Origin of the sequence: Streptomyces sp. WY228 (assembly GCF_019287315.1) — a bacterium.
Taxonomy (GTDB): Bacteria; Actinomycetota; Actinomycetes; order Streptomycetales; family Streptomycetaceae; genus Streptomyces; species Streptomyces caviscabies.
Map to the genome: position 1 here is coordinate 3,550,915 of NZ_CP079114.1, position 25,028 is coordinate 3,575,942.

24 protein-coding genes are annotated in these 25,028 nt (G+C 71.1%); 15 read left to right on the plus strand and 9 right to left on the minus strand.

Translation table 11 applies throughout. From position 1 onward, the window contains the following. A complete protein-coding gene (locus tag KV381_RS15395) occupies nucleotides 1–1,149 on the minus strand; it encodes an extracellular solute-binding protein (RefSeq protein WP_050495791.1) in 1,149 nt (382 codons plus the stop codon). Between the two features lie 323 nt (nucleotides 1,150–1,472). Here KV381_RS15395 and KV381_RS15400 point away from each other — a divergent pair, with 323 nt between their 5' ends. From KV381_RS15400 to KV381_RS15410, 3 genes are all read left to right on the plus strand, one after another. Then, on the plus strand, nucleotides 1,473–2,213 hold the full coding sequence (locus tag KV381_RS15400) for a GntR family transcriptional regulator (protein ID WP_030088096.1): 741 nt from the start codon (nucleotides 1,473–1,475) through the stop codon (nucleotides 2,211–2,213). A gap of 93 nt (nucleotides 2,214–2,306) precedes the next feature. After that, nucleotides 2,307–2,954 (plus strand): HAD family phosphatase, encoded by a 648-nt coding sequence (locus tag KV381_RS15405; RefSeq protein ID WP_030624539.1) that lies wholly within the window; start codon nucleotides 2,307–2,309, stop codon nucleotides 2,952–2,954. A 96-nt stretch (nucleotides 2,955–3,050) separates the two neighbouring features. Beyond that, a complete protein-coding gene (locus KV381_RS15410; protein WP_030624537.1) occupies nucleotides 3,051–3,668 on the plus strand; it encodes a dihydrofolate reductase family protein in 618 nt (205 codons plus the stop codon). A 7-nt stretch (nucleotides 3,669–3,675) separates the two neighbouring features. On the opposite strand, the gene KV381_RS15415 is transcribed toward KV381_RS15410, so the two are convergent. Then, nucleotides 3,676–4,869, minus strand: a complete 1,194-nt coding sequence (locus KV381_RS15415; RefSeq protein WP_030624534.1) for an RtcB family protein — start codon at nucleotides 4,867–4,869, stop codon at nucleotides 3,676–3,678. Between the two features lie 172 nt (nucleotides 4,870–5,041). Between KV381_RS15415 and KV381_RS15420 the strand changes: the two genes are divergently transcribed. The 4 genes from KV381_RS15420 (at nucleotide 5,042) to KV381_RS15435 (ending at nucleotide 9,480) form a co-directional block, all read left to right on the plus strand. After that, nucleotides 5,042–5,932 carry a DUF3558 domain-containing protein gene (locus KV381_RS15420; RefSeq protein WP_218785410.1) on the plus strand — a complete coding sequence of 297 codons (891 nt, stop codon included), beginning with the start codon at nucleotides 5,042–5,044 and terminating at the stop codon, nucleotides 5,930–5,932. A gap of 192 nt (nucleotides 5,933–6,124) precedes the next feature. Further along, nucleotides 6,125–6,958 carry a hypothetical protein gene (locus tag KV381_RS15425; RefSeq protein WP_030624528.1) on the plus strand — a complete coding sequence of 278 codons (834 nt, stop codon included), beginning with the start codon at nucleotides 6,125–6,127 and terminating at the stop codon, nucleotides 6,956–6,958. A 233-nt stretch (nucleotides 6,959–7,191) separates the two neighbouring features. Further along, a complete protein-coding gene (locus tag KV381_RS15430; protein ID WP_218785411.1) occupies nucleotides 7,192–7,878 on the plus strand; it encodes a hypothetical protein in 687 nt (228 codons plus the stop codon). A 228-nt stretch (nucleotides 7,879–8,106) separates the two neighbouring features. Then, the gene (locus tag KV381_RS15435) at nucleotides 8,107–9,480 is read left to right on the plus strand and encodes a DUF2637 domain-containing protein (protein ID WP_218785413.1); all 1,374 of its coding nucleotides are present in this window, start codon (nucleotides 8,107–8,109) and stop codon (nucleotides 9,478–9,480) included. 89 nt (nucleotides 9,481–9,569) lie between these two features. Here the strand turns inward: KV381_RS15435 and lysS are convergent, their stop codons facing one another. Continuing rightward, nucleotides 9,570–11,336: a lysine--tRNA ligase gene (lysS, locus tag KV381_RS15440; RefSeq protein ID WP_218785414.1), complete on the minus strand. Its 1,767-nt coding sequence runs from the start codon at nucleotides 11,334–11,336 to the stop codon at nucleotides 9,570–9,572. 135 nt (nucleotides 11,337–11,471) lie between these two features. Between lysS and argS the strand changes: the two genes are divergently transcribed. Next, nucleotides 11,472–13,244, plus strand: coding sequence for an arginine--tRNA ligase (argS, locus tag KV381_RS15445; RefSeq protein WP_030088076.1), 1,773 nt, complete (start codon nucleotides 11,472–11,474; stop codon nucleotides 13,242–13,244). A gap of 78 nt (nucleotides 13,245–13,322) precedes the next feature. On the opposite strand, the gene KV381_RS15450 is transcribed toward argS, so the two are convergent. The 3 genes from KV381_RS15450 to KV381_RS15460 form a co-directional block, all read right to left on the minus strand. Then, nucleotides 13,323–13,715: an antibiotic biosynthesis monooxygenase gene (locus tag KV381_RS15450; RefSeq protein WP_050495790.1), complete on the minus strand. Its 393-nt coding sequence runs from the start codon at nucleotides 13,713–13,715 to the stop codon at nucleotides 13,323–13,325. Between the two features lie 25 nt (nucleotides 13,716–13,740). Then, nucleotides 13,741–14,970 (minus strand): phosphatidylserine/phosphatidylglycerophosphate/cardiolipin synthase family protein, encoded by a 1,230-nt coding sequence (locus KV381_RS15455; protein WP_030088073.1) that lies wholly within the window; start codon nucleotides 14,968–14,970, stop codon nucleotides 13,741–13,743. A 163-nt stretch (nucleotides 14,971–15,133) separates the two neighbouring features. After that, on the minus strand, nucleotides 15,134–16,516 hold the full coding sequence (locus KV381_RS15460) for a helix-turn-helix transcriptional regulator (RefSeq protein ID WP_086780029.1): 1,383 nt from the start codon (nucleotides 16,514–16,516) through the stop codon (nucleotides 15,134–15,136). Nucleotides 16,517–16,711: 195 nt separating this feature from the next. Between KV381_RS15460 and KV381_RS15465 the strand changes: the two genes are divergently transcribed. The 3 genes from KV381_RS15465 (at nucleotide 16,712) to KV381_RS15475 (ending at nucleotide 18,624) form a co-directional block, all read left to right on the plus strand. Further along, complete coding sequence (locus tag KV381_RS15465; RefSeq protein WP_030624512.1) at nucleotides 16,712–17,419, plus strand: DUF4232 domain-containing protein; 708 nt, start codon at nucleotides 16,712–16,714, stop codon at nucleotides 17,417–17,419. 180 nt (nucleotides 17,420–17,599) lie between these two features. After that, nucleotides 17,600–18,385 carry a helix-turn-helix transcriptional regulator gene (locus KV381_RS15470; RefSeq protein WP_030624510.1) on the plus strand — a complete coding sequence of 262 codons (786 nt, stop codon included), beginning with the start codon at nucleotides 17,600–17,602 and terminating at the stop codon, nucleotides 18,383–18,385. Beyond that, a complete protein-coding gene (locus KV381_RS15475; protein WP_030624506.1) occupies nucleotides 18,382–18,624 on the plus strand; it encodes a DUF397 domain-containing protein in 243 nt (80 codons plus the stop codon). The genes KV381_RS15470 and KV381_RS15475 overlap by 4 nt, the downstream gene beginning before the upstream one ends. A gap of 19 nt (nucleotides 18,625–18,643) precedes the next feature. On the opposite strand, the gene KV381_RS15480 is transcribed toward KV381_RS15475, so the two are convergent. Both KV381_RS15480 and KV381_RS15485 read right to left on the minus strand, forming a co-directional pair. Continuing rightward, a complete protein-coding gene (locus KV381_RS15480) occupies nucleotides 18,644–19,210 on the minus strand; it encodes a dihydrofolate reductase family protein (RefSeq protein ID WP_030624503.1) in 567 nt (188 codons plus the stop codon). Nucleotides 19,211–19,288: 78 nt separating this feature from the next. Further along, nucleotides 19,289–19,975, minus strand: coding sequence for a DNA alkylation repair protein (locus tag KV381_RS15485; protein ID WP_086780030.1), 687 nt, complete (start codon nucleotides 19,973–19,975; stop codon nucleotides 19,289–19,291). 155 nt (nucleotides 19,976–20,130) lie between these two features. Here KV381_RS15485 and KV381_RS15490 point away from each other — a divergent pair, with 155 nt between their 5' ends. The 4 genes from KV381_RS15490 to KV381_RS15505 are packed head-to-tail and all read left to right on the plus strand — an operon-like array spanning nucleotide 20,131 to nucleotide 23,999. Then, nucleotides 20,131–21,027, plus strand: coding sequence for a DUF4253 domain-containing protein (locus KV381_RS15490; protein WP_086780027.1), 897 nt, complete (start codon nucleotides 20,131–20,133; stop codon nucleotides 21,025–21,027). Then, nucleotides 21,006–23,066, plus strand: a complete 2,061-nt coding sequence (locus KV381_RS15495; RefSeq protein ID WP_086780028.1) for a hypothetical protein — start codon at nucleotides 21,006–21,008, stop codon at nucleotides 23,064–23,066. Before KV381_RS15490 ends, KV381_RS15495 begins: the two co-directional genes overlap by 22 nt. A 48-nt stretch (nucleotides 23,067–23,114) precedes the next feature. Then, on the plus strand, nucleotides 23,115–23,492 hold the full coding sequence (locus tag KV381_RS15500; RefSeq protein ID WP_103537161.1) for a hypothetical protein: 378 nt from the start codon (nucleotides 23,115–23,117) through the stop codon (nucleotides 23,490–23,492). A gap of 18 nt (nucleotides 23,493–23,510) precedes the next feature. Next, nucleotides 23,511–23,999: a hypothetical protein gene (locus tag KV381_RS15505; protein ID WP_030088052.1), complete on the plus strand. Its 489-nt coding sequence runs from the start codon at nucleotides 23,511–23,513 to the stop codon at nucleotides 23,997–23,999. Nucleotides 24,000–24,011: 12 nt separating this feature from the next. On the opposite strand, the gene hemB is transcribed toward KV381_RS15505, so the two are convergent. Beyond that, complete coding sequence (gene hemB / locus KV381_RS15510) at nucleotides 24,012–25,025, minus strand: porphobilinogen synthase (RefSeq protein ID WP_030088051.1); 1,014 nt, start codon at nucleotides 25,023–25,025, stop codon at nucleotides 24,012–24,014. Nucleotides 25,026–25,028: the final 3 nt, after the last annotated feature.

Here is a 25,028-nt window from a genome sequence, read left to right on the forward strand (position 1 = left end):
TCAGCTGACCGCCTTGCCCCAGCCCTGGACGACCGTCTCCTTGGCCTTGGCCTCCTGCTCCACGGTCGGCTCCTTCGGCGTTCCGTGGACCTCGGGGATCTTGGCCAGGGCGGCGTTGTCGGCGGTGCCGTCCTTCTTCATCGCGTCCAGGAGCGCCGGGCGGGAGAAGCCCTTGAGCCAGATGTTCTGGCCCTCGGGGCTGTAGATGAACTCCAGCCACAGGCGGGCGGCGGCCGGGTGCGGGGCGTACTTGTTGACGCCCTGGTTGTAGTAGCGCGAGTACAGGCCGTCGGAGGGCACCGCGACCTGCCAGTCGACGCCCTTGGCCGCCAGCTTCTGGCCGTACCCCAGGTTCAGGTAGTCCCAGTCGATCGAGATCGGCGTCTCGCCCTGCTGGATGGTGGCGAGCGTCGACTTCGCGGGCACGAAGTTGCCCTTCTTCTTCAGCTGCTGGAAGAAGTCGAGACCGGGCTGCGCGTCGTCCAGGGAACCGCCGTTGGCCAGCGACGCGGCGACGACCGCGGCCAGCGCTGAGCTGGACTCGGTCGGGTCGCCGTTGAGCGCGACCTTGTTCCGGTACTCGGGCTTGAGCAGGTCCGCGAACGTCTCGGGGCAGTTCTTCACGGCCTTGGCGTCGCAGCCGATGGAGATGAAGCCGCCGTAGTTGTTCATGAAGGAGGCGTCCGGCTGCTTCTGCGCGTCCGGAATGCCCTTCCAGCCCGCGACCCTGTACGGCGCGAGCAGGCCCTGCTTCTTGGCGTCCTGCATGTACGAGGTGCCCAGGTCCAGCGCGTCCACGGCCCGGTCCTGGCCCTTGCGCTTGGCCGCGGCGTTCAGCGCGCCCTGGCTGCTGCCGCCCGGGTCCTCGTTGTTGACCTCGATGGCGTACTTCTTCTCGAAGGCCGCGATCATCTCGCCGTAGTTCGCCCAGTCCGGCGCGAGGGCGTAGACGTTGAGCTTGCCCTCCTTCTCCGCCGCCGCGACGAGCTTCTCCATACCGCCGAGGGCCGCGGCCGACTCCGCCTTCGCGGCCTTGCTGTTCTTCGCACCCTCGTCGTCGGGTGCGGAGCCACAGCCGGTGGCCACCAGGGCGGTGAGGCCGGCGAGGGCCGCGGCGGTCAGGACGCGGCGGGGATGGTGTGCCTTCACGATGCGTACTCCTGGGTCTGCGGCGAGCCACCTGTATGGACAAGCCATCGTCAGTAAGCCAGGTGAAGCTAGCAGCCAAGTGAGCGACGGGTAAAGCTTTATGGAGATAAAAAGTGCAGGTCAGAAGCGTTATCAAGACGTAGGTTTACCTACTCTCAAACCGGTTAGACGCAGGGTTCGCACTTCGGGCCCCGCCACCCAAGGAACACCGATTGCGCGCAGTTCCAAGATGCGTCGCACCCCGCGCGGATGACATGATCGTCCCTGCTCACCCGGACCGCGCCGCGCGTCCGGCGCACCCCACGGAAGCCCCAAGGAGAGACGTGACCCGACGGCACCAGCAGATCGCCGAGGAGCTGCGCCGCGCCATCGCCGAAGGCGTCCACCCCGTGGGCTCCGAGCTGCCGTCCGAGTCCGAACTCGCCCTGGCCCACGGCGTGTCCCGGGGCACCCTCCGCCAGGCCTTCGGCACGCTCCAGTCGGAGGGCCTGATCGGCTCCCGGCAGGGCGCCCGCCGGACCGTCCTGTCCACCACGCCCAGCCAGAGCTTCACCGAACTGCGCAGCTTCGCCGAGTGGGCCAGGGCCGGCGACCGCACCCCCGGCGGCCTGGTGCTCCGCTCCCGCCGCGGAAAGGCCACCGAGGCACAGGCCGCCCTGCTCCAACTCGCCCCCGGCGAACCGGTCCTGCACATCCTGCGGGTGCGCACCCTGGACGGCGAACCGGCCCTCCTGGAGCGCACGGTGTACGCCGGGTGGGCGGCGGCCGCCGTCGAACGGCTGCCGGACGACTGCGAGTCGGTCACCCGGAGCCTGTACGAGGAGGCCGGCATCGTCATGAGCAACGGCGAGCACCACCTGGACGCGGTCGCCGCGGGCACCACGGACGCCCGCGAGCTGGGCGTCCGGCGCGGCTCCCCGCTGCTGCGGGTGCGCCGCACCACGACCACCTCCGAGGGCCGCCCCGTGGAGACCTCGGACGACCGCTACCGGCCCGGCTCGGTCGTCTTCACCGTCCGCAACTCGGTGCAGGCCAACCCCCTGGTCCGCACCGCCGCCGACTGACCCGCCACGGCCCGCACTCCGGCCGCCCGAACACCCCCTCACCCCCGCCCTGCCCCTCCGGCGCGGCCCACCCCCAGGAACAGCGAGCCCCGCATGCCCCCGCTCCCCCGCCCCGCCGCCCTGCTCTGCGACATGGACGGCACCCTCGTCGACACCGAGCACGCCTGGCTGGACACCGTCGCCGGGTTCCTGCGGACGCAGGGCTCCCCGGCCGACACCGGCACCCTCGCCCCGTTCGCGGGCGCGGCACTGGCCGACGCGGCGGCCCGGCTCGTACGCGACGGCCTCACCGCCCTGACCGAGCCGGAGACCTACGCCCACCTCGACCGGGAGTTCACCGCCCGGGTGGCCGCCGGAGTGGCCGTCCAGCCGGGCGCCCTCCGCCTCCTGGACCGGGCGCGCACCCTCGGCGTACCGACGGCCCTGGTCACCGCGTCCGAGCGGCACGTGGCCGACCTGGTCCTCGACACCCTGGGCCGGCACCGCTTCGACACCTCGGTCGCCTCGGGCGAGACCGCACACGGAAAGCCGCACCCCGACCCGTACCTGGCCGCCGCCGCCGCGCTCGGCGTGGCCCCGCGGGACTGCCTGGCCGTCGAGGACACCCCCACGGGCGCCGCCGCGGCCCTGGCCGCGGGATGCCGCCTGCTCGCCGTCCCGTCGGTGCCCGGCATCGAACCGGGCCCGCGCACGGTCCTGGTCGCCTCGCTCACGGAGGCGGACCTGACGGGCGCGGCATAGGGAGTCCGTTCCGGGCCGCCCGTGCTAGGAAGACGGGAAGGACAGCAAGGTCCCGTCGTACCGGCCGGAAGCCCCCACGCAGAGGAGTGCCGCGCGATGAAGCTGGTGGTGCAGGAGTTCCTGACGCTCGACGGCGTCTCCCAGGGCCCGGGGGCGCCGGACGAGGACACCAGCGACGGGTTCACCCGGGGCGGCTGGTTCGTGCCGCACCTGGACGAGGCGTTCGAGGCCCTGGCCGGTGAATGGCTGGCCGAGGCGGACGCGTTCCTCTTCGGCCGCCGCACCTACGAGAACTTCGCCCGGGACTGGCCGCGGATGACCGACCACCCCTTCGCCGCCATCCTGAACGGCCTGCCGAAGTACGTGGCCTCCACCACCCTGACCGGGGCCGGGGCCACCTGGAACCCGACCACGGTCCTCTCCGGCGACGTCCCGGCCCGGGTGGCCGACCTGAAACGGCAACCCGGCCGCGACCTCCAGATCCACGGCAGCGCCCGCCTGGCCCAGTCCCTCCTGGCCGCGGGCCTGGTCGACGAACTGCGCCTGGCCATCGCCCCGGTCGTGCTCGGCGAGGGCCGCCGCCTGTTCCCGGACGGCGGCGCCCCGGCCGGCCTCCACCTGACCGAACAGCGGACGACCCCGGCCGGCGTCTCCGTCCACGTCTTCACGGTGACGGGAACGCCGGACTACGCGACGTACGGGGGCGGAGCGTAGCGGGGCCTCAGCCCTTCACGCACACCACCTGCTTGAGCTTCGCGACGACCGCGACCAGATCCCGCTGCTGATCGATGACCTGCTCGATCGGCTTGTACGCACCCGGGATCTCGTCCACGACACCGGAGTCCTTACGGCACTCCACGCCCTGCGTCTGCTCCTCCAGGTCCTTGGTCGAGAAGCGCTTCTTCGCCGCGTTCCGGCTCATCCGCCGGCCCGCGCCGTGCGACGCCGAGTTGAACGACTTCTCGTTGCCGAGGCCCTTCACGATGTACGAACCGGTGCCCATGGACCCCGGGATGATCCCGTAGTCGCCGGACCCCGCCCGGATCGCGCCCTTACGGGTGACCAGCAGGTCCATGCCCTCGTACCGCTCCTCCGCCACGTAGTTGTGGTGGCAGGAGATGACCGGATCGAAGGTCACCCGGGCCTTCTTGAACTCCTTGCGGACCACGTCCTGGAAGAGCCCCATCATGATCGCCCGGTTGAACTTCGCGTACTCCTGCGCCCAGAAGAGGTCGTTGCGGTACGCGGCCATCTGCGGGGTGTCCGCGACGAACACCGCCAGGTCGCGGTCGATCAGCCCCTGGTTGTGCGGCAGCTTCTGCGCCTGGCCGATGTGGAAGTCGGCCAGTTCCTTGCCGATGTTCCGCGAACCGGAATGCAGCATCAGCCAGACAGAACCGGTCTCATCGAGACAGAACTCGATAAAATGATTTCCGGATCCGAGCGTCCCCATCTGCTTCGTGGCACGTTCCTGACGGAATTTGACCGCGTCGGCGATCCCCCCGAACCGCCCCCAGAAGTCGTCCCATCCCGCCGTCGGGAACCCGTGCAGCTTCCCCGGGTCCACCACGGCGTCGTGCATGCCCCGGCCGACCGGAATCGCCTGCTCGATCTTGGAGCGCAGCCGTGACAGGTCGCCGGGAAGATCGTTCGCGGTGAGGGACGTCTTGACGGCGGACATCCCGCAGCCGATGTCCACCCCGACCGCCGCCGGGCACACCGCGCCCTGCATCGCGATCACCGACCCGACCGTCGCCCCCTTGCCGAAGTGGACGTCCGGCATGACGGCCAGACCCTTGATCCACGGCAGCGTCGAGACGTTGCGCAGCTGCTGCATCGCCCCGTCCTCGACCGACGCGGGGTCCGCCCACATCCGGATGGGAACGTTCGCTCCCGACACCTCTACGTACGACATAACTCCTCGATTCCCCCGAAAAGACTGAAAGCGCAAAACCGGTGCCAAGGTCGGCAAACCCGTCGGCCGACCGGCATTCACAGCGGCGCGTGCGATACACATTGTGTCCATCGGCCGCCTTCGAGCGGCAACCCGTTTTCCGTACCGAAGGGAGCCTGGGACGGTGCGACACATGGCGTACGTACCCGGCGTCGCGCTTCTCGCAGCGCTCGTCGTCGGCTGCAGCGCCGACGCCGACAGCAACGCGAACGGCGCCGACAGCAAGGCGGGCAGCCCGACCGTCACCCCCGCTCCTCCCGGCAAGTACCTGACGCTGCCCGCCCCCTGCCGTGCCGTGCCGCGCTCCACGCTGAAGGACCTGCTGCCCGGCGCCGCCGAGCTGCCCGGGGACCAGCAGGAGAAGGTGTTCCGGGGTACGGCGGCCGTCACGTACGACACCGACCGCAAGGTCGGCTGCAGCTGGAAGTCCGACGCGCCGGACGCCACGCGGAGCCTGTCCATCGACTTCGAGCGCGTCGTCTCCTACGACCCCGCGGTCAGCGACGACGACCGGGCCGACACGGTGTACGCGAAGAAGGAGAAGGCCGCCGGCCTGTCGTCCTCGACGCCCCCCGGGCCCGACGCGGAGAAGAACTCCGGAACCCCGGACAAGAAGGACGAGGAGAGCGAGAAGGGCGAGAAGGGCGAGAAGGGCGACGAGAGCGACAAGGGGGCGGCGAAGGGCTCGGCCTCCCCCGGCCCCTCGTCCACCGCCTCGCCCTCCAAGACCCCCGCCGCGGGCGGCAGCGCGAGCAGCGGCGGCAGCGGCGGGCCGGAGGACACCCTCCCCTCGCGCATCCTCGACAACCTCGGAGATGCCGCATTTCTGCACGATCTGCCCAAAAGGTCAGGTTCCACCGCACAGAACCACACGGTCAGCGTGGTATTCCGCACATCGAACGTGGTCGTGACCGTCCGGTACGCCGAGCAGCCGGCCCTCGTCACCCAGGAGCCCGACGGCGCGGAACTCCAGGAGAAGGCCCAGGCACTGGCCCGGAAACTGGCCGAGACGCTCAGCGAGTAGCCCCCGTCCGACGGGCCCCCGACCGGCCGGATTCCGGCCTCCGGGGGCTCTCGGCGGCGGCACACGCCGACCGCCGCCCGTCGTACCGTGGCTGTCCGGAAGACGTACCGACCCGCGACCGAGCCCGCCCGTACACCGCACGAACCGAGACCTCCCGCACCGAGAGCTCCGTGCCATCCGAGTGAAGGAACCATGCACCGATCTGCCCCGCGCCTGTCCCGCATCCTCGCCTGCGCCGCCGTTCCGGTGATGCTCGTAGCCGTCGGCTGCTCGTCGGACTCCGGCTCCGACGGCAAGAAGAACGCGGGCTCCTCGTCGTCCGGCTCCCCCAGCGCCAAGTCCTCGGAGCCCACCGTCGAGCCGGCGAAGTTCGCCGATCTGCCCGACCCGTGCGGCTCGATCGCCAAGAAGACGATCGAGGACCTGGTTCCCTCGGCCAAGAAGAAGAACGGCACGGCGGGCCGGTCCAACGACCTGGCGGCCCGGAGCAGCTGTTCCTGGAACGGCCTGGACGACAAGGGCGTCAAGGGCTCGCAGTACCGCTGGCTGGACGTCGGCTTCACCCGGTTCGACTCGGACCAGTCGCTGGGCAGCGGCGCCAAGCGCGCCACCGACGACTACGCGAAGCAGATCACCAAGACGAAGGCCACCGACGGCGCGGAGAAGCTCGCCGCGGAGCCCGCCGCCGGCATCGGCGAGGAGGCCACCCTCGTCACCTACGGCCTCAGCAAGACGGACGAGGACTTCGCGTACGCCACCGTCGTGGCGCGTACGGGCAATGTCGTCGTCACCCTGACGTACAACGGTGCGGGCTACGCGGGCGCGAAGACCCCCTCCTCCGCGGACATCGTCAAGGGCGCCCAGAAGGCCGCGAAGGAAGCGGTCGCCGCAGTTGCCGACACCGCCGAGGACGCCGCGACCACGCCGCCGGCGAAGGACGACAAGAAGGACGAGGGCAAGAAGGACTCGGCCAAGGGCACGTCCACGTCGAAGCCGAAGTCCACGTCGAAGCCGAAGTCGAGCTGACGCCGGCACGCCATCGCGCCGACAGGCGGGGACGCGAGCGCGCGAACGCGCGAACACCCCCTCCCAGCACCGCTTTTCCGGAACCCGACCCTCCCCGAGGGCCGGGTTCCGCGCGTGCGGCAAGCCCCGGCGGCATGTGCCTGTCACCTTCCTGCCAACCCTTTCCCGGTTCCGTTCCGGGCCCCGCGAACGCCGTTACGCTCCACGGCGAACCCCGAGGAAAGGCAAGGGAATTGCGCAATCGAATCGCACTCGCCGCAGCGCTCACGACCGGCCTGTTCGCGCTCACCGCCGCCACCACCGCCACCGCGGCTCCGGCCGAACCGACGGCCACGGCATCGGGCGACGCCCGCGCGTGCGCGGACGTGAAGCTGTCCGGCTCCCTGCCCGTACCTCCCGAGGGCATGGCCGTGCGGCAGGACGTCTCCATCGGCCCCGACTGCAAGCCGGTGCTCGGCCCCGCACGGCTGGTGGCGAAGGCCGGCCCGGCCGCGAACGCGCGGACGGCCGCCGCCGCCCAGGCCGACCGCCAGGTCCGCAGCTGGTCCGAGATGTACGACTGCTGCAACATCCGGATGACCGGGCTCTACACGACCTCCGACTGGAGCTCCGACGGCACGGTGGTCACCGCCTCGTCCACCGACGCGACCCAGCAGTGGAACCGTGAGCCGTGGAACGCGGGCTGGTCGCTGAAGTCCTCGGGCAAGTCCGCCGACTGCGTGGCGAATTGCGCGGTCTCCACCAACGTGGCCGACGCCTCGTTCACGTACAAGGGGATCTTCGACCCGACGGGCAACGTGTACGCGAACACGCACCGCTCCACCGTGGCCCTCAAGGCCGACGGGACCGCGTCCTGCGAGTTCGAGGTCGACCTGAAGAACACGTTCATCGGCTGGAACTGGCAGCGCGGCTGCGAGTGACCCTCCGGCGGTGGCGGCCCCCCTCGCCGCCACCGCCGGAGCCCTGTCGAAGCCACCGCCCAAAGCCCTCACCGGACCCGCGAACAGCCCCACAACTCCGCCCCGCGTAACGAAACTCGCACACATGTGCCAGGCTGTGCCATCGCCGGGCGTCTCAGGCCTGGCCGGAAATCGAGGCCGGGCGCACACGCCGGGTCCGGGCAGCAGAGGTCGGGGAGGGGATCGCGCGTGGCCGCGATGCAGCTGACACGCACGCACCGCATACTCATCGGGGTCGTCGTCGCGGGTGCGGTGGTCATCGCCGCGATCGGGTTCGCGGGTTCCTACGCCGCCGTGCGCGAGCTGGCGGAGGAGAAGGGCTTCGGGACGTTCTCGCTGGTCTTCCCGATCGGCATCGACGCGGGCATCTGCGTCCTGCTCGCGCTGGACCTCCTGCTCACCTGGATGCGGATCCCGTTCCCGATGCTGCGCCAGACGGCGTGGCTGCTGACGGCGGCGACCATCGCGTTCAACGGCGCGGCCTCCTGGCCCGACCCGCTGGGCACCGCGATGCACGCGGTGATCCCGGTGCTGTTCGTCGTCTCCGTCGAGGCCGCCCGGCACGCGGTGGGCCGGATCGCGGACATCACGGCCGACAAGCACATGGAGGGCGTCCGCCTCACCCGCTGGCTGCTCTCGCCGATCCCGACGTTCAAGCTGTGGCGGCGGATGAAGCTGTGGGAGCTGCGCAGTTACGAGCAGGTCATCAAGCTCGAACAGGACCGGCTGATCTACCAGGCCCGCCTCCAGGCCCGTTTCGGCCGCAACTGGCGGCGCAAGGCCCCGGTCGAGTCGATGATGCCGCTGCGGCTGGCGAAGTACGGCGTACCGCTCGCCGAGACCGGTCCGGCCGGGCTCGCCGCCGCGGGCATCGAGCCGGCCCTGCTGCCGCCGGTGCCCGTCGAGGCCGACCGCCCGAAGGCCGAGCTGGCGTACGAGCCCCGGCAGGGGTACGAGGGACACCAGGAGCACCAGGGGCACGGGCCCCAGCAGGACCAAGGTCTGGGCCAAGGGCTGGACCAGGACCTGGCCAAGGCCCACCCCCAGCAGCAACAGCCCCACCCCGCCTCGCTCCAGCAGCAGGTTCCGCCGGGTCCGCCCACCCACGACAGCCCCTGGTTCGCCGCCCAGAAGCTGCCGGACAACGTCCACGAGAGCGCGTACGACCCGCAGTACGTCGAAGGGCTCGAACCCACCCCGGTCCAGATCCCGGCGGGCCCCGGCCGCACCCGTCCGCTGGGTGACGTCGGCACCATCGGCGCGGTGCCGCACCCCCGCCAGGAGGAGCCGGCCGCCGAGCTGCCCGAGGCTCCGGCCCCCGAGGAGGCCCCGCAGGTGGAGGAGTGGCCCATGGAGGACACCGACTTCGCCCGGGAGGCGTACGAGGTGTTCAGCGACTACACCGACGAGCAGGGGCAGCACCCGTCCCTGGAGGTCCTGGACATCCACCTGGCCGATACGCGCAACGTCCGCCACCCGCGCTCCACGCAGCTGCTCCAGCAGCTGATGCCGCAGTTCAGGGACGCGTACGCGCAGCAGGCGACCGCCGACCAGCCCGCCTGAGGCGCGGAGGCACGACCGTACGACGGACGGCGGAGGGCCGCCGCCCGGGAGTGATTCCCGGGCGGCGGCGCTCCGCCGTTGTCAGGGGGTTACGCGCCGAGCAGCCTGCGCACCCGGTCCGCCCCCACCGCGAGCAGCAGCGTGGGCAGTCGCGGGCCGGTGTCGCGGCTGACGAGCAGCCGGTAGAGCAGGGCGAAGAAGGACCGCTGGGCGGCCTTCAGCTCGGGCGTCGGCTTGGCGTCGGGCTCCAGGCCCGCCAGCACCTTCGGCACGCCGTAGACGAGCGTGGTGAGGCCGTCCAGCGACCAGTGCGTGTCCAGGCCCTCCAGGAGGAGGCGCAGCGACTGGCGGCCCTGGTCGTCGAGCGAGCCGAGCAGCTCCTTGTCCGGCTCGTCCCGGACGATGGTGCGGGCCTCGGCCGGGACCTGGGTGGTGATCCAGTTCTCGGCGCGGTCCAGGCGCGGGCGCGCCTCGTCCAGCGAGGTCAGCGGGTTCTCCGGGTCCAGCTCGCTGAGGATGCGCAGCGTCTGGTCCTCGGCTCCGGCGGTGATGTCGGCGACCGAGGCGAGCGTCCGGTACGGCAGCGGGTGCGGGGTGCTCGGAAGCTCCCCGGCGGCCGTGCGGACGGCACGGGAGTGCGCGGCGGCGTCGGCGGGCAGCACCGTGCCGTCGGCGACCTTGCGGCCCAGCGAGTCCCACTCGTCGTACAGCCGCTGGATCTCCTGGTCGAAGGCGATCTTGAACGACTGGTTGGGCCTGCGGCGGGCGTAGAGCCAGCGCAGCAGCGGCGCCTCCATGATCTCCAGCGCGTCGGCCGGGGTGGGCACCCCGCCCTTGCTGGAGGACATCTTGGCCATGCCGGAGATGCCGACGAAGGCGTACATGGGCCCGATGGGCTGCACGCCGTCGAAGACCTCGCGGACGATCTGGCCGCCGACGACGAAGGAGGAGCCGGGCGAGGAGTGGTCGACGCCGCTGGGCTCGAAGATCACGCCCTCGTAGGCCCAGCGCATCGGCCAGTCGACCTTCCAGACCAGCTTGCCGCGGTTGAACTCGCTGAGGCGGACCGTCTCGGCGAAGCCGCACGCCGAGCAGGTGTAGTTCAGCTCGGTGGTGTCGTCGTCGTAGGAGGTGACGACGGTGAGGTCCTTCTCGCAGTTGCCGCAGTAGGGCTTGTACGGGAAGTAGCCGGCGCTGTTGCCGCTGCCGTCGTCCTCGTCGGCGGCGCCGGAGCCCTCGGCGGCCTCCAGCTCGGCCTCGTCGACCTTCTTCTGCTGCGGCTTCTTGCCGCCGCCCTTGCCCTGGGCCGCCGGGTCCTTCTTGGTCCGGTAGCGGTCGAGGACGGCGTCGATGTCGGCGCGGTGCTTCATCGCGTGCAGGATCTGCTCGCGGTAGGTGCCGGCGGTGTACTGCTCCGTCTGGCTGATTCCGTCGTACTCGACGCCGAGCTCGTCCAGGGCCGCCGTCATGGCGGCCTTGAAGTGCTCGGCCCAGTTCGGGTAGGAGGAGCCGGCCGGGGCGGGCACCGAGGTCAGCGGCTTGCCGATGTGCTCGGTCCAGGTCGCCTTGTCGACCCCCGGGATGCCCTCCGGGACCTTGCGGTAGCGGTCGTAGTCGTCCCAGGAGATCAGGTGGCGCACGGTGTGTCCGCGGCGGCGGATCTCGTCGGCGACCAGGTGCGGGGTCATGACCTCGCGGAGGTTGCCGAGGTGGATCGGGCCGGACGGGGAGAGCCCGGAGGCGACGACGACCGGTTTGCCAGGCGCACGACGCTCCGATTCGGCGATGACATCGTCCGCGAAGCGGGAGACCCAGTCGGTCTCGGTGCTGGTCTGACTCTCGGCCACGGTCGGCACGTCCTTCTCTCGTCTGTCGTTTCCCGATGGGGTACGGACCATTCTCCCAGCTACTCCCCGCAGCGCGAAAACGGCTTTACGCCCCGTGGGATACTGGACCGATCCCTTGTACTTCTACGGAAACGGCAGCCAGACATGGCCTCGGTCCCTTCCCTCGCTTCCACGCTCCAGCAGCAGCTGGCGGACGCCCTGACGGCAGCTCTGCCGGATGCCGGCGCCGCGGACCCGCTGCTGCGCCGAAGCGACCGGGCCGATTTCCAGGCCAACGGCATCCTGGCGCTCGCCAAGAAGCTCAAGGGCAACCCGCGCGAGCTGGCCGCCCGGGTCACCGCCGCCCTTCCGGCCGGTGAGCTGATCAAGGACATCGAGGTCTCCGGGCCCGGCTTCCTCAACATCACGCTCGCGGACAGGGCGATCGTCGAGACGCTGGCCGCCCGGGCCGCCGACGCCGAGGGCCGGCTCGGTGTGCCGCCGAAGGCCGAGGCCGGCACCACGGTCATCGACTACGCCCAGCCGAACGTGGCCAAGGAGATGCACGTCGGCCACCTGCGGTCGGCGGTCATCGGCGACGCCATGGTCAAGATCATGGAGTTCACCGGCGAGAACGTCGTCCGGCGGCACCACATCGGCGACTGGGGCACCCAGTTCGGCATGCTCATCCAGTATCTGATCGAGCACCCGGGCGCCCTGGAGCACGAGGGCGGGGCGAGCGACGGCGAGGCGGCGATGTCGACGCTGAACCGGGTCTACAAGGAGTCGCGGGCCCTGTTCGACTCCGACGAGGAGTTCAAGGCCCGGTCCCGGGACCGGGTGGTGGCGCTCCAGGCCGGTGACCCGGAGACGCTGGAGCTGTGGCAGGGCTTCGTCGACGAGTCGAAGATCTACTTCCACTCGGTGTTCGACAAGCTCGACATGGAGATCGTCGACGCGGACATCGTCGGCGAGTCCGGCTACAACGACATGCTGGAGGAGACCTGCCGGATCCTGGAGGAGACGGGTGTCGCCGTCCGCTCCGAGGGTGCGCTGTGCGTGTTCTTCGACGATGTGAAGGGCCCGGACGGCAACAAGGTCCCGCTCATCGTGAAGAAGACGAACGGCGGCTACGGCTACGCGGCCACCGACCTCTCCGCGATCCGCAACCGGGTCCAGGACCTCAAGGCCGACACCCTGGTGTACGTGGTGGACGCCCGGCAGTCGCTGCACTTCAAGATGGTCTTCGAGACGGCCCGGCGGGCCGGCTGGCTGAACGAGGACGTCAAGGCCGTGCAGCTGGCGTTCGGCACGGTCCTCGGCAAGGACGGCAAGCCGTTCAAGACCCGTGAGGGCGAGACGGTCCGGCTGGAGGACCTCCTCGACGAGGCGGTCTCGCGGGCCACGGCGGTCGTCCGGGAGAAGGCCGGGAAGGTGGGCCTGTCCGAGGAGGAGATCGTCGAGAACGGCCGGTACGTCGGCGTCGGCGCCGTGAAGTACGCGGACCTGTCGACCTCCGCCGTACGGGACTACAAGTTCGACCTGGACCAGATGGTGTCGCTGCACGGCGACACGTCGGTCTACCTCCAGTACGCCTACGCCCGGATCCGGTCGATCCTGCGCAAGGCCGGGGACGCGGTTCCGGCCGCCCACCCGGAGCTGGAGCTGGCCCCGGCCGAGCGGGCGCTCGGTCTGCACCTGGACCAGTTCGGCGAGGTGCTGAGCGAGGTCGCGTCGGGCTACGAGCCGCACAAGCTGGCCGCGTATCTCTACCAGCTGGCCTCGCACCTGACCACGTTCTACGACCAGTGCCAGGTGCTCAGCCCGGACAACGACCCGGAGGTCGTCGAGAACCGGCTCTTCCTGGTCGAGCTGACCGCCCGGACCCTGCACCAGGGGATGGAGCTGCTGGGCATCCGGACGCCCGAGCGGCTCTGATCCCGCACCCGGCTGTACGTACGTCGGCCCCGGCACCTGTTCCGCAGGCGCCGGGGCCGATCGCGTACGGCAGCCCCCCTAGGGTGCGGTGAGTTCCACGACGACGTCGTAGACGGCCGGGTTCGGGGTGACCGGCTGCTTCGTCTCCTCGCGCGCGGCCCGGGTCCGGGAGGCGAAGTCGGGGTCGGCGGTGGCGGCCTCCCACGCCTCCTGGCTCGCCCAGTGGGAGACGTTGACGAGCTGGAAGCGGGCGTCGGAGGAGCGGGCGCGGTGCATCCGGGAGTCGATGAAGCCCGGCTTGTCCCGCATGAGGCGGGCCCGCTCCTCCCACTTCGCGACGAACGCGTCGAGTTCGTCGGCGGCTATCTCGAAGACGTTGATGAAGGTGACGGACGCGTCCGGAGTGTCGGCGGTCGAGCCGTTCTCGCTGGTCGAGCCGTTCTCTGTGGTTAAGCCGTTCTCTGTGGTCATGCGGAAACCCTAGGAGGCCGTGGGCTCAGAGGAAGCGGCGGATCGGTACGACGGCCGCTTCCCGGGCCCGCTGGAGGAGATCGCGGCGCTTCCACCGGCCATGCTCGATCAGCACGCTCTTCGCCCGGTCCTCCTCGAAGTGGCCGTCGAGGGTGGCGGTGAAGTCCCGGTCGAGGACGGCGAGCATGACTTCCTCGTCGTGGTCGAGGGAGCGCCGGTTGAAGTTGGTGGAGCCGATGAGCGAGGCGACCCGGTCGACGGTGAGCGTCTTGGTGTGCAGCATCGTCGGCTGGTACTGGTGGATCTTCACACCGCAGCCGGTCAGTTCCTCGTAGAAGCGCTGCCCGGCGAGCTGGCAGACCCGCTTGTCGGTGTGCGGCCCCGGCAGCAGGATCTCGACCTCGACGCCGCGCCGGGCGGCGTCGCAGAGGAGCCCCGTGAAGTAGGCGTCGGGGGCGAAGTAGGCGGTGGTGAGGCGGATGCGCTCCTCGGCGGACTCCAGGACGACCCGGATCAGGGTCTGCATGTCCTGCCAGCCGAAGGAGGCCGAGCCGCGCACCACCTGGACGACGGCGTCACCGTGGTGTTCCTCCGCGATGAAGCGGTCGCGTTCGTCGAACAGCTCCGCGTGGCACTCGGCCCAGTTCTGGGCGAACGCGGCGGCCAGGCCGTCGACGGCGGGCCCGGTGACCTGGACGTGGGTGTCGCGCCACTCGTGCTCGTTGCGGGCGTCGCCGCACCACTCCTCCGCTATCCCGACGCCGCCGGTGAACGCGGTGCGCTCGTCGACCACGAGGACCTTGCGGTGGCAGCGGTGGTTCTGCTTGAGCGGCGAGAGGTAGAGGGGCTTGCGGAACCAGGTGACGGTGACCCCGGCGGCGTCCATCAGGTCCAGCTGGTCCTGCTCGATGAGCCGCGACCCGAACCCGTCGAGCATGAGGCGCACCCGGACCCCGGCGCGGGCGCGGTCGGCCAGCGCCTCGGCGAACGTGCGAGCGATGTCACCGCGCCAGTAGACGAAGGTCATCAGGTCGACGGTGTGCTCCGCGCCCCGGATCGCCGCCAGCATCGCGCCGAAGATCGCGTCGCCGTTACGGAGCGGGACGAGGGCGTTCCCCTCGGTGGCGGCGATGCCGATCAACCGCTCCAGCCTGCGTCTGAGCCGCAGGGACCGCTCCTCGCAGGTGCGGTCGTCCAGGCCCGGTCGGTCGTCCGGGCCCGGTCGGTCGGTGGCTTCGGCAGCAGTGGCGGACATGTGTCACCTGGTGGGGGCGGGAGCGGGGCGGCCGTACGCCGTCGTCGCACGGCGGCAGGCTGCCAGGGCCTCGCAGACTGTACTCCCGGGTTCCGCACACGTGTACGGCCACTCCCGGCCGGGAGACGGATACGGCGGCCGTCCCCCGCGCCCCGGACACGCCCTACGGCTGACCGGCGGGCTCCCAGCCGTAACCGGGACCGCCGTACACATACTCCGGCCGCCCCTTCATCCCGCTCAGCCGGAACGGCTTCCCGTGGTCGTCGATCCGTAGCGTCCCCTCGTTGCCGCCACTGCTCCACTCCAGCTCCAGGAACCAGGTGACGTCGTAATTCACGGCCTCCATATCGAGGTTGAAGACCTCCACGTCCTCGGACGTCACCTTGTACGGGAAGTCCACGGCCGGCACCTCGACGTCCCCCTGCGTCCCCGGCACCGGCCGGAGGGTGGGGTGCCCGGCGTCGAGGTGGGCCGCGAAGGTCTGCGGCGTGATCCCGCTGCCGCAGCCGTTGCCCATCTTGTACGCCGACCAGGACAGCGGAGCGTTACGGGAGAGCACGCGGACGTTCATGCGCTTCAGGACGACCGCCTCGCGCGAGGTGCCCTGCACGGTGAGCTGGAGCAGCGCGTTCCCCGCCTCGACCCCGCCGTACGACTCCGCCCAGCCTCGCCGGTCCTGCGGTGCGGGCGGCGGATCGAGCTTGTCGGGACCCTGGTTGACCAGATAGTGCTGCCCGCAGGGTTCTTCCCAGTTGTACGAGCTGATGGTGACGGTCGGCGGAGCCCCGAGGCCCGTACCGCCGCCGCCCCCGCTCTGGGACTGACCGGGCCCGGAGCCGCCACCCGCCGGGGGCTTCCCGGACGGCGGCCCGGACGGAGATCCGGATGCGCTCGCCGAAGAACCCGACGGGCTCGGGCTCGCGGAGGGCCGGGGCGTACCGGAGGCGGAGCCTTCCGGGGCCGCGGCGAGGTCTCCGCCCGCGTCCTCCACCCGGTCCGCGGCGCTCCCGCCGCCCTCCTTCCCCGACCCGGCGAGATCCACGGCGACGACGGTGCCGGGCACGAGGAGCGCGGCGACCCCGGCGGCGGCGATGAGCACCCGCGTACGCCGGGAGAGCCGGGACCACCGGGAGCCGGGGCCCGACTCGGGCGCCTGGGACGGCCCGGGTTCCCGGGACAGCTCGGGTACCCGGGACAGCTCGGGCTCCAGGGACACCGGGGGCGGCTCACTCGCCTCGCCCCCACCGGGAACGGCGTCAGGCACACCAACGGGTTCGGCGGCTCCCGCCGGAGTCCGCCGCCGAGCCGCGTCCGCCACGATCCACCGCCGGTGCACCTCCACCAGCTCGTCGCCGGACGCCCCGCACAGCCGCGCGAACCGCTCGATCGGCGCGTACTCGTTCGGCACGGCGTCACCGTTGCAGTACCGGTGGAGGGTCGACGTACTGACGTGCAGTCTCCCGGCCAGAACACCGTAGCTACGCCCCGAACGGCCCTTCAGTTCCTTCAGCAGGGCCGCGAAATGCTCGGCCTCAGGCGTCGCCACGACGGCGTTCCCCTCCCTCATCCGTCCCGGAACGGCGTTCCAGGGACGCGGAATTCCCGCAGGTCACCGTACGCGTAGACGTTCCAGCATCCCCAATGGTTCTGCGGGTGTTGCGGCCGGAATCCGCCATCCCACAAGCTCGGACCAGACCACAGCAGCACCGCAGATCAACCGAGTACGGGGAGTACCAACGCCATGCGCATCAACCGCATCCGCACCACCGCCGTCGCCGTCACCGCCCTCGCGGCCGCCCTCTCGCTCACCGCCTGCGGCGGCGAGGACAAGGCCATGGGCACCAAGCCGGCCGGCGCCGCCGAGACCGCGGCCCCCGCGGCGTCGAACACCGACGGCACGGCACAGCAGGACGCGCCGGAGGCCGGCGCACCCGAGACCCAGACCGTCCCCGCCGGGGGCAAGAACGCGGGCGGCAACGGCGACAGCCGCGCCAAGAAGCCGGAGACCGCTCCGAACGCGGAGGCGGCGGCCTCGATCCCGGCCTGCACGCCCCAGAACTCCACGGTGAAGGTCTCCTCGGTGAGCCGCCCGATCAACCACCTGCTGCTCACGGTGACCAACACCGGCTCCAAGGACTGCGCCGCGTACCACGCGCCGTTCCTCCGCTTCGACGACGCGCAGGCCGTCTACCCGATCCTCGACGACAGCAAGCCGCAGGCCGTCGTCGTGCTCTCTCCGGGCGAGAAGGCGTACGCGGGCATCGGCCTGCTCGGCCAGCCCGGCGAGGGCGAGCCGGTCAAGAGCGACAACCTCGGCGTGATCATGGTCGACAAGAACAACAAGTCCAAGGGCGAGGCCACGCTGAAGCTCCCGGCGGAGACCTACACGGACAGCCTGGGCTTCGTCACCTACTGGCAGTCGGACATGGAGACCGCACTGACGTTCTGAGCCGCGGAGCACCCTCTCGGGAACACCTCGGGAACACCTCGGGCCAGCGCCTGACGTGCCGTGACCATGCGCGACCCGTACAGATTTGTTGTACGGGTCGCGCATGCGTGAAGTGGGTTCCGGGGTGGGAGTGGGAACCGTATGCACCCCAGAAAGCGACAGCGCAAGAACGCGTCGACGATGAAGCTCGTGGGCAAGCTCCTGGCCCGGTTCCGCACCGAGGCGGGCATGACCCAGGTCGAACTGGCCCTGGCCGCAGGCGTACAGGAGGACACGATCGCCTCCATCGAGCAGGGCAGGCGCTCGCTCGTGCCGGATCTGGCGGAGACGATCGACGATCTGCTGGACACCAAGGGCGCGTTGGCGACGGCGGTCGACAACATGCCGGAATACGACCTGATTCCGCTGTGGGCCGAGCACTACCTCAACATGGAGCACGAGGCGCTGGCGCTCTCCTGGTACGACAACCAGGTCATCCCGGGTCTGCTCCAGACGAAGGCGTACGCGGACGCGGTGTTCAGCAACAAGATCCCGGTCTACAGCCCGGAGGAAGTCGAGACGCAGACGGCGACGCGGCTGCAACGCCAGCAGATCCTGGACCGGAAGAAGCCGCCGACGATCAGCATGGTGATCTGGGAGCCGGTCCTGATGATGAAGCTGACGTCGGACGAGGACCATCGGGAACAGCTGCGCCACCTCTACGCGATGGCGCAACTCCCGGGCGTCTGCCTTCAGGTGCTCCCGCTGGACAGCAGGGCCCACGCGAGCCTCGCAGGCCCCTTCACTCTCCTGGAGACCCCGGACCACCAACACGTCGCCTACACCGAGACCCAGCGTGGCAGCCACCTGATCTCCGACCGGAATGAGATCAGCATCCTCGCCCAGAAATATGCGATGCTGCGGGCCCAGGCGCTCACCCCTTTTGAGACCCTGCGCCTGCTGGCCCGTTTACTGGGAGAGACATGAACACCGCACTGAACTGGTTCAAGTCGAGCTACAGCAGCGACGAAGGCGGCCAGTGCCTCGAAGTCGCGTACGACTGGCGGAAGTCGAGCTACAGCGCCGATGAAGGCGGGGCCTGCGTCGAGATCGCCGCGCACCCCGCCGCCGTCCACATCCGTGACTCGAAGGACATCGAAGGCCCGACGTTCACCGTCGCGCCCTCCGCCTGGTCGGCGTTCGCCGCCTACGCGGCCACCGCCTGACGCCTCATCACCGTGAGCCTCACGCCCGGACCGTCTCGTAACGGAGCAGGACGACTCCGTTCCCGAAGGTCCGGGTCTCCATCAGCCGGAGCATCTGCCGCTCCTCCGTGTCCCGGAAGAAGGGGCGGCCCCGGCCGAGGATGACGGGGTGGATGTAGATCCGGTACTCGTCGATCAGATCGGCCTGCCGGAACGACTCCAGCAGATCCGACCCGCCGACCACCAGATCGCCCGAGGCGGCGTCCCGCAGACCGCGCACCTGCTCGGGGTCGACCTCGTGCAGCAGGGTCGCGTTCGGCCCGACGCTCTCCAGCGTCCGCGAGAAGACGAACTTCGGCATGTCCCGCCAGATCCCCGCGAATTCGGCCATCGGGCCTTCGTTCTCCGGGTCCTGATCGGCGGTCGGCCAGAACTCCTCCATCAGCTCGTAGGTGACACGCCCCTCCACGAAGCCGCCCACCAGCCGCAGATAGTCGTTGAAGTGCTGGTGCACCTCCTCGTCGACCGTGTGCCAGTCGATGTCCTGGTCGGGCCCTTCGAAGAAGCCGTCGAGGGAGAGCGAGATGGACGTGACGATCCTGTTCACGGGGGCTCCTGGGGGCTCGTTGGGCGGCTCGTTGGGCGACTCGTCAGGTGGCTTGCGGGGGGCTTGCGGGGCGACTCGTCAGGTGGCTCGCGAAGTGGCTTCTTCCTGGCGTCGCACCATCTCGGCGATCCAGGCGGGCGCGTACGGGGACGTGCAGTTCGGCGGGGTCGGGTAGTCCTTGAGAACCTCCAGACGCTCACCGATGGCGACGGCACGGGCGCGGTGTTCGGGGTGCTGGATGCCGATCTGGGCTAGGCAGTGGTTCATCGCCCACTGGAGCCGGTCCGGGGCGTCCTTCATCTCCGCCTCGACGGTGTCCAGCAGCCCTGCGAGGTCCAGCCCTTCGGGCTTCTTCGCCACCCGCTCGGTGGTCAGCGCCCACCCGGCGCTCGCGACCACGGGGTCGGGATCCTCGGTCCAGGCGAGGCGCAACTCCTCCGCGTGCGGGCTCTTCTTCACGACGTAGTTGACGAGCCAGTCGTGCACCTTGGGGGCGCGCGCCTCACGGAGCATGGTGTCCAGCTCCTCGCGCTCGAAGGCCTTCGGGCGGCAGATCAGGAGCGCCAGCAGCCGGGCCGCGGTGTCGTCGGTGGCCCAGAGGTCGCGGGCGAGGTCCTGCTGCGTCTTGAGCCGCTTGGCCAGCGCGCGCAGCTTGCCGAGGTTCACGCCGTGGTCGTCGCCGTGCCGCTCGTTGACCGCGCGCATCTTCGGGTCCTCCAGCCCGGCCAGCTCCTCCATGACCTGCGCCGCAGTGGTCCCGGTCATCGCGGTCTCCTTCCCGTGGCCGTGATCGTGGTCGTGGTCGCGTCGCACGGCAGTTTTCAGCCTATGACCGACAGAGGCCGCCCGCTCCCGCTCGGCACCCGGTCGGCATCCGCTGTCCGTGCCTGTTGTCAGTGCCCCCGCCTAGAGTCACCACCATGGCGACGCTCCCGAATCCTCTGCCCTCCCTGGCCTCCTCCGGCCTGGACCTCCCGCCGGGCTCCCTGGTGGACGCCACGCTGGACGGCCCCTGGCACGAGCCGCTGCTCTGGTACGCGGACGGCCCGGCGGACCAGCGCGGCTGGTCGGCCCTGCGGGCGTCCGGGCGGCGGCTCGGGCTGCTGCCGGTGCTGGTCACCGGCGGCTCGCGCGACCAGTGGCCGGAGGACTGGGACCTCTGCCCGGACGGCACCTCGTATCCCGGCGACCACGACGCCGACGAGGTCCTCGCGGGGTATTGGACGGATTACGCGGACGACGAGGTCGGCGGCGGCCCGGCGTCCGACGGGGCCGGCGAGGAGAGCGAGAGGAACGGGGAGTCCGGAGAGGACGGAGAGGCCGGAGAGGACGGGGAGGACGGGGAGCAGTCCGGCGGCGCCGGCTCCTGGCCCGGCCTCGCGCCCGTCCCCGCCCGGGAGGCCCCCGAGGACCCGGACGCGGTGGCCGCGGGGCTCGTGGGCGTGATCACCGCCGACGCGGACGAGTGGCTCGGCGGAGCCCGCATCGCCCTCGTCCCGGCCCGCCGCAGCGCCGACATACCGGCGGCGATCGGCTGGTCGGGCCCGATGAACCACGAGAACGACGTGGCCCGGCTCTGCGCGGTGCTCCGCTCCTGGGAGGACCGCTACGACGCCCGGGTCGTGGTGCTCGGCTTCGACACGATGATCGTCTCCGTGGGCCGCCCGCCCGCCACGATCGAGGAGGCCCGCGCCCTGGCCGCCGAGCACTACGCGTTCTGCCCGGACAACATCGACCAGTCCCCGCCGTACGACCTCGCCGTCTACGCCGAGAAGGCCGTACTCAACCAGGAAGCGTGGTCGTTCTGGTGGGACTGAACACGAACCGTCCGGCCGGGCAGCAGTCGGACCTGTCTCGGATCAAGGCCTGGTGGCGCACGCTCGGCGGCGACCGCTTCGCCGTCCTGCCTCCCCCCACCCGGGGCCGCTACACCCAGTCGGACGGCCACGAGGACGCGGCGGAGATGTTCGCGACCCAAGGCATCGCCACCGACACCTCCTTCGCCTACTGGCACTGGCAGTCCCATGACGCCTTCGCCCGCTCCGGCGAACTGACCGGCGTGCTCTACCTGCACTGGGGCGGCGACCACGCCACGGTCGCCGCCGGTCTCGGGGAGGGCCCGCCCGGCTACCGGATCGTCGACAACGGTCCGCAGGGGGCCTTCCAGCTGGACAAGGTCACGGCGACGGACGCCGACGGGCTGCCCGACCCCGAGGACACCGCGGGCGTACGCCAGTTCCTCGCCCGCATCGACGAGCCCCGCAGCCGGAAGACCCGCGAGCGGGAGTACGACCCGCTGACCGCCGCCGAGGAACGCTGGCTCCACGAGCGGCTGGCGGGCCCCGTGGACCTGGCCGCCGCCGACCGCTTCGCCGCCCCGCTGGAACACCGGCAGGCGCTGACACCGGACGAGACGGCACGGCTGCTGGCCGCCTGGCGGGAGACGTACGCCGGACGGCTCGCGGCCTGGCGCGGCTGGCGTTCCGTGCTCCCCGCCCTGCTGCGCCAGGAGCACCCGGAGGCCTGGGAGGTGGCCGCCGAGCTGGGAGCCGACGCGTCCCACGCCCTCGCCGCGCATCCGTCCCCGCGCTCGCTGGAGCTGCTGCGTGCGTGGGCGCTGACCGGTGACGACGGTGCCGTACGCGGCTGGTTCCGCGCCCACCACGCCCGGCACGAACCGGACCCGGTCAGAGCGGCCCGCGCGCTCTCCGAGGAGCTGACGGCCCACACCGCACCCGAGACCGCGCAGACCCGCCTCCTCCACGCACTGCGGGAAGCCGTCACAACCGAGCACCGCACCCCGCGCCCGCCCACCTCCGACGGGTTCTTCCCGCTCCTGCTCTCCACCGTCCGGTTCGCCACGGACGAACGGCTGCCGCGCCCGCTGCGGGTCGCCGCCGCGAAGGCCGCCGCCGACACGGCCGACCGGGTGCGCGAGGCGGCCGGACGCCTCACCGACGCCGCCGAGACGGCCGAGGCGCTGGCCGCCCTGGAGCGGTACGAGTCCGCCCGCGACGAACTCCTCGCCGGCACCGGCCCCGACCTCACCGGCTACGAGGGCGGCCTCGGCGACCTCTACCACCGCTACCGCACCCTCACCCCGTCCGACGTCCAGTGGCTCCGCGACCGGCTCGCCGACCCGTCCACCGAAGTCCAGGGCATCGCGTTCTGCCTGGAGTTGCTGTACGCCCACGGCGAGGCCACACAGACGGAACTCCAGGCGCTCCTCCCCCGCTGGAAGAAGGAGCTGACCAAGCAGTACCGCACCACGTACACCGAGTGGCGCCACCCGCTGGTCACCCTGACCTGCCTGGCGCTCGACCTGGAACACCCGGCCGCGGCCGACCTGGTGGCCTGGTGGGCGAAGCCCAAACCGCTCTGGAAGGACCCGGTCCGGCTGCTCACCCACCTCGGCGCGCCCGACGAGGCGAAGGCCGCCGAGCTGTGGGAGTTCATCGTCTCCGGCGGACACGACACCGGGCACCTGATGACCTGGGTGCTGCTCCGCGCCCGCCTCGACGGCGTCCACCCGCTGCACGTCGCGGAGAAGCTGATCGCGGAGCCGGGCGTCCGCGCGTACGTCCTGGAGCGCGTCCTGATCGGGGTCGCCGACCCCGCCCAGCCGCTGTGGCACTACGCGATCGACCCCCGCAGCCACAGCTGGTGGCACCGCGCCCAGGAGGTGGCCGACCACCCCGCGCTCTCCGCCGAGGCCCGCGCGATCGGGCTGAAGGCGGCCCGCGAGCACTACGTCACGCGCCACCCGGACCAGGTGCGCCCGGCCCTCACCGAAGGCGAGGTGAACGCGGCCCGCGCCTGGCTGGCGGCCCGCGCCGACCGGACCGCCGCCGGCTGAGCCCTCGTACTCATGCGGGCGGCGGCCCCTCACTGTTCACTCGGAAACATGAGCGACGACAGGCCCGGGGCCGCCCCCGCACCCACCCCCGACGAGACGCCCGACCCCCACTCCTGGATCGCCCCGCTGATCTCCTCGGTCGTCACCGTGCCGCTGGGGCTGCTCGCCCTGCTCTACGGGGCGCTCTCGCCCATGGAGTGCGACTCCTGCAACGGCGAGGTGGCCGAACGCTTCCACGACAGCTGGATGATCGGGTGGACCGTCCTGTGGATCGGCCTGCTCATCGCCCTGGCCGTGCTGATCGCGAGCTGGGCCGTACCGCACCGACTCCGCTACGCGGCCCGCCGCGTAGGACTGGCACTCGCCGCACCCGCCACCGTGGGGGTCACTTTCGTAGCATTCATGGCACTGGTCGACTGGCCCTGACAGAAAGTGTCTACCCCCATGAACGACACGAACGTCCCGACCACGACGGAAGCCGCCTCCGCGACGGAAGCGGCCGAAGTCGCCGAACGCCTGATAGCCGAGTTCCGCGCGCTGCCGCCGGGCAGCGACCGCAAGCGGGAGATCATCACCGAGCTGGACGACAACGCCCAGGCGCTGCCGTTCCTCGTCTCGGTCGTCGCGGATCCGGGCGAGTACGACCTGGCCCGCGTCGAGAGCGCCACCGTCCTGCGCCTGTGGCCCCCGGCCGACCCCGTCCTGCGCCACGAAGCGGGCCGCGCCCTGCTCACCGCGCTGCGCGACCCGGAGGAGGACCTGGTCCGCCAGTACGCGGCGATGTCGCTGGCGCCCTACACCGACGACCCGATCGTCGCCACGGTCCTCGACACCACCGCACGGGCCGACGAGGACCCGCTCGTCCGGGACAGCGCCCGCTTCTCCATCAAGGAGGCCCACCGGCTCCAGGAGACCGGAGCGGGTGGGCCGTGATCACGCGCGCGCTCAGCCGCGCCTGACGTCCCGTCCGCCCAGCCACTGGGCCACCTCGGTCGCCCAGTAGGTGAGGATCATCTGCGCCCCGGCCCGCCGGATCCCGGTCAGGCTCTCCAGGATCGCCTTCTCGCGGTCGATCCAGCCCTTCTCGGCGGCGGCCTCGATCATCGCGTACTCGCCGCTGATCTGGTACGCCGCGACCGGCACGTCCACGGACTCCGCGACCTTGGCGAGGATGTCCAGATACGGTCCGGCGGGCTTCACCATCACCATGTCCGCGCCCTCCGCCAGGTCCAGCGCCAGCTCCCGCAGCGACTCGCGGGCGTTCGCCGGGTCCTGCTGGTAGGTCTTGCGGTCGCCGGTGAGCGAGGAGCCGACGGCCTCGCGGAAGGGGCCGTAGAAGGCGGAGCTGTACTTCACGGCGTAGGCGAGGATCGACACGTCCTCGTGGCCGGTCTGGTCCAGGGCGTCGCGGATCACGCCGACCTGACCGTCCATCATGCCGCTGGGGCCCACCACATGCGCCCCGGCGTCCGCCTGGACCTGGGCCATCTCCGCGTACCGCTCCAGCGTCGCGTCGTTGTCCACCCGGCCGTCCGCCGTCAGGACCCCGCAGTGGCCGTGGTCGGTGTACTCGTCCAGGCAGAGGTCCGACATCACGACGAGGTCGTCGCCGACCTCCTCGCGGACCGCGCGCAGGGCGACCTGGAGGATGCCGTCGGGGTCGGTGCCCGCCGTGCCCCGGGCGTCCTTCTTCTCGTCCTCCGGCACCCCGAAGAGCATGATCCCCGAGACCCCGGCCGAGACCGCCTCGACGGCCGCCTTCCGCAGGGTGTCCAGGGTGTGCTGGTGCACGCCGGGCATGGCCGAGATGGCGACCGGGGCGTCGACGCCCTCCCGGACGAACGCGGGCAGGATCAGGTTCGCGGGGTCGAGCCGTGTCTCGGCGACCATCCGCCGCATCGCCGGGGTCGTCCGCAGCCGCCGGGGGCGGGAGCCGGGGAAGTTTCCGTACGCAGTCATCCT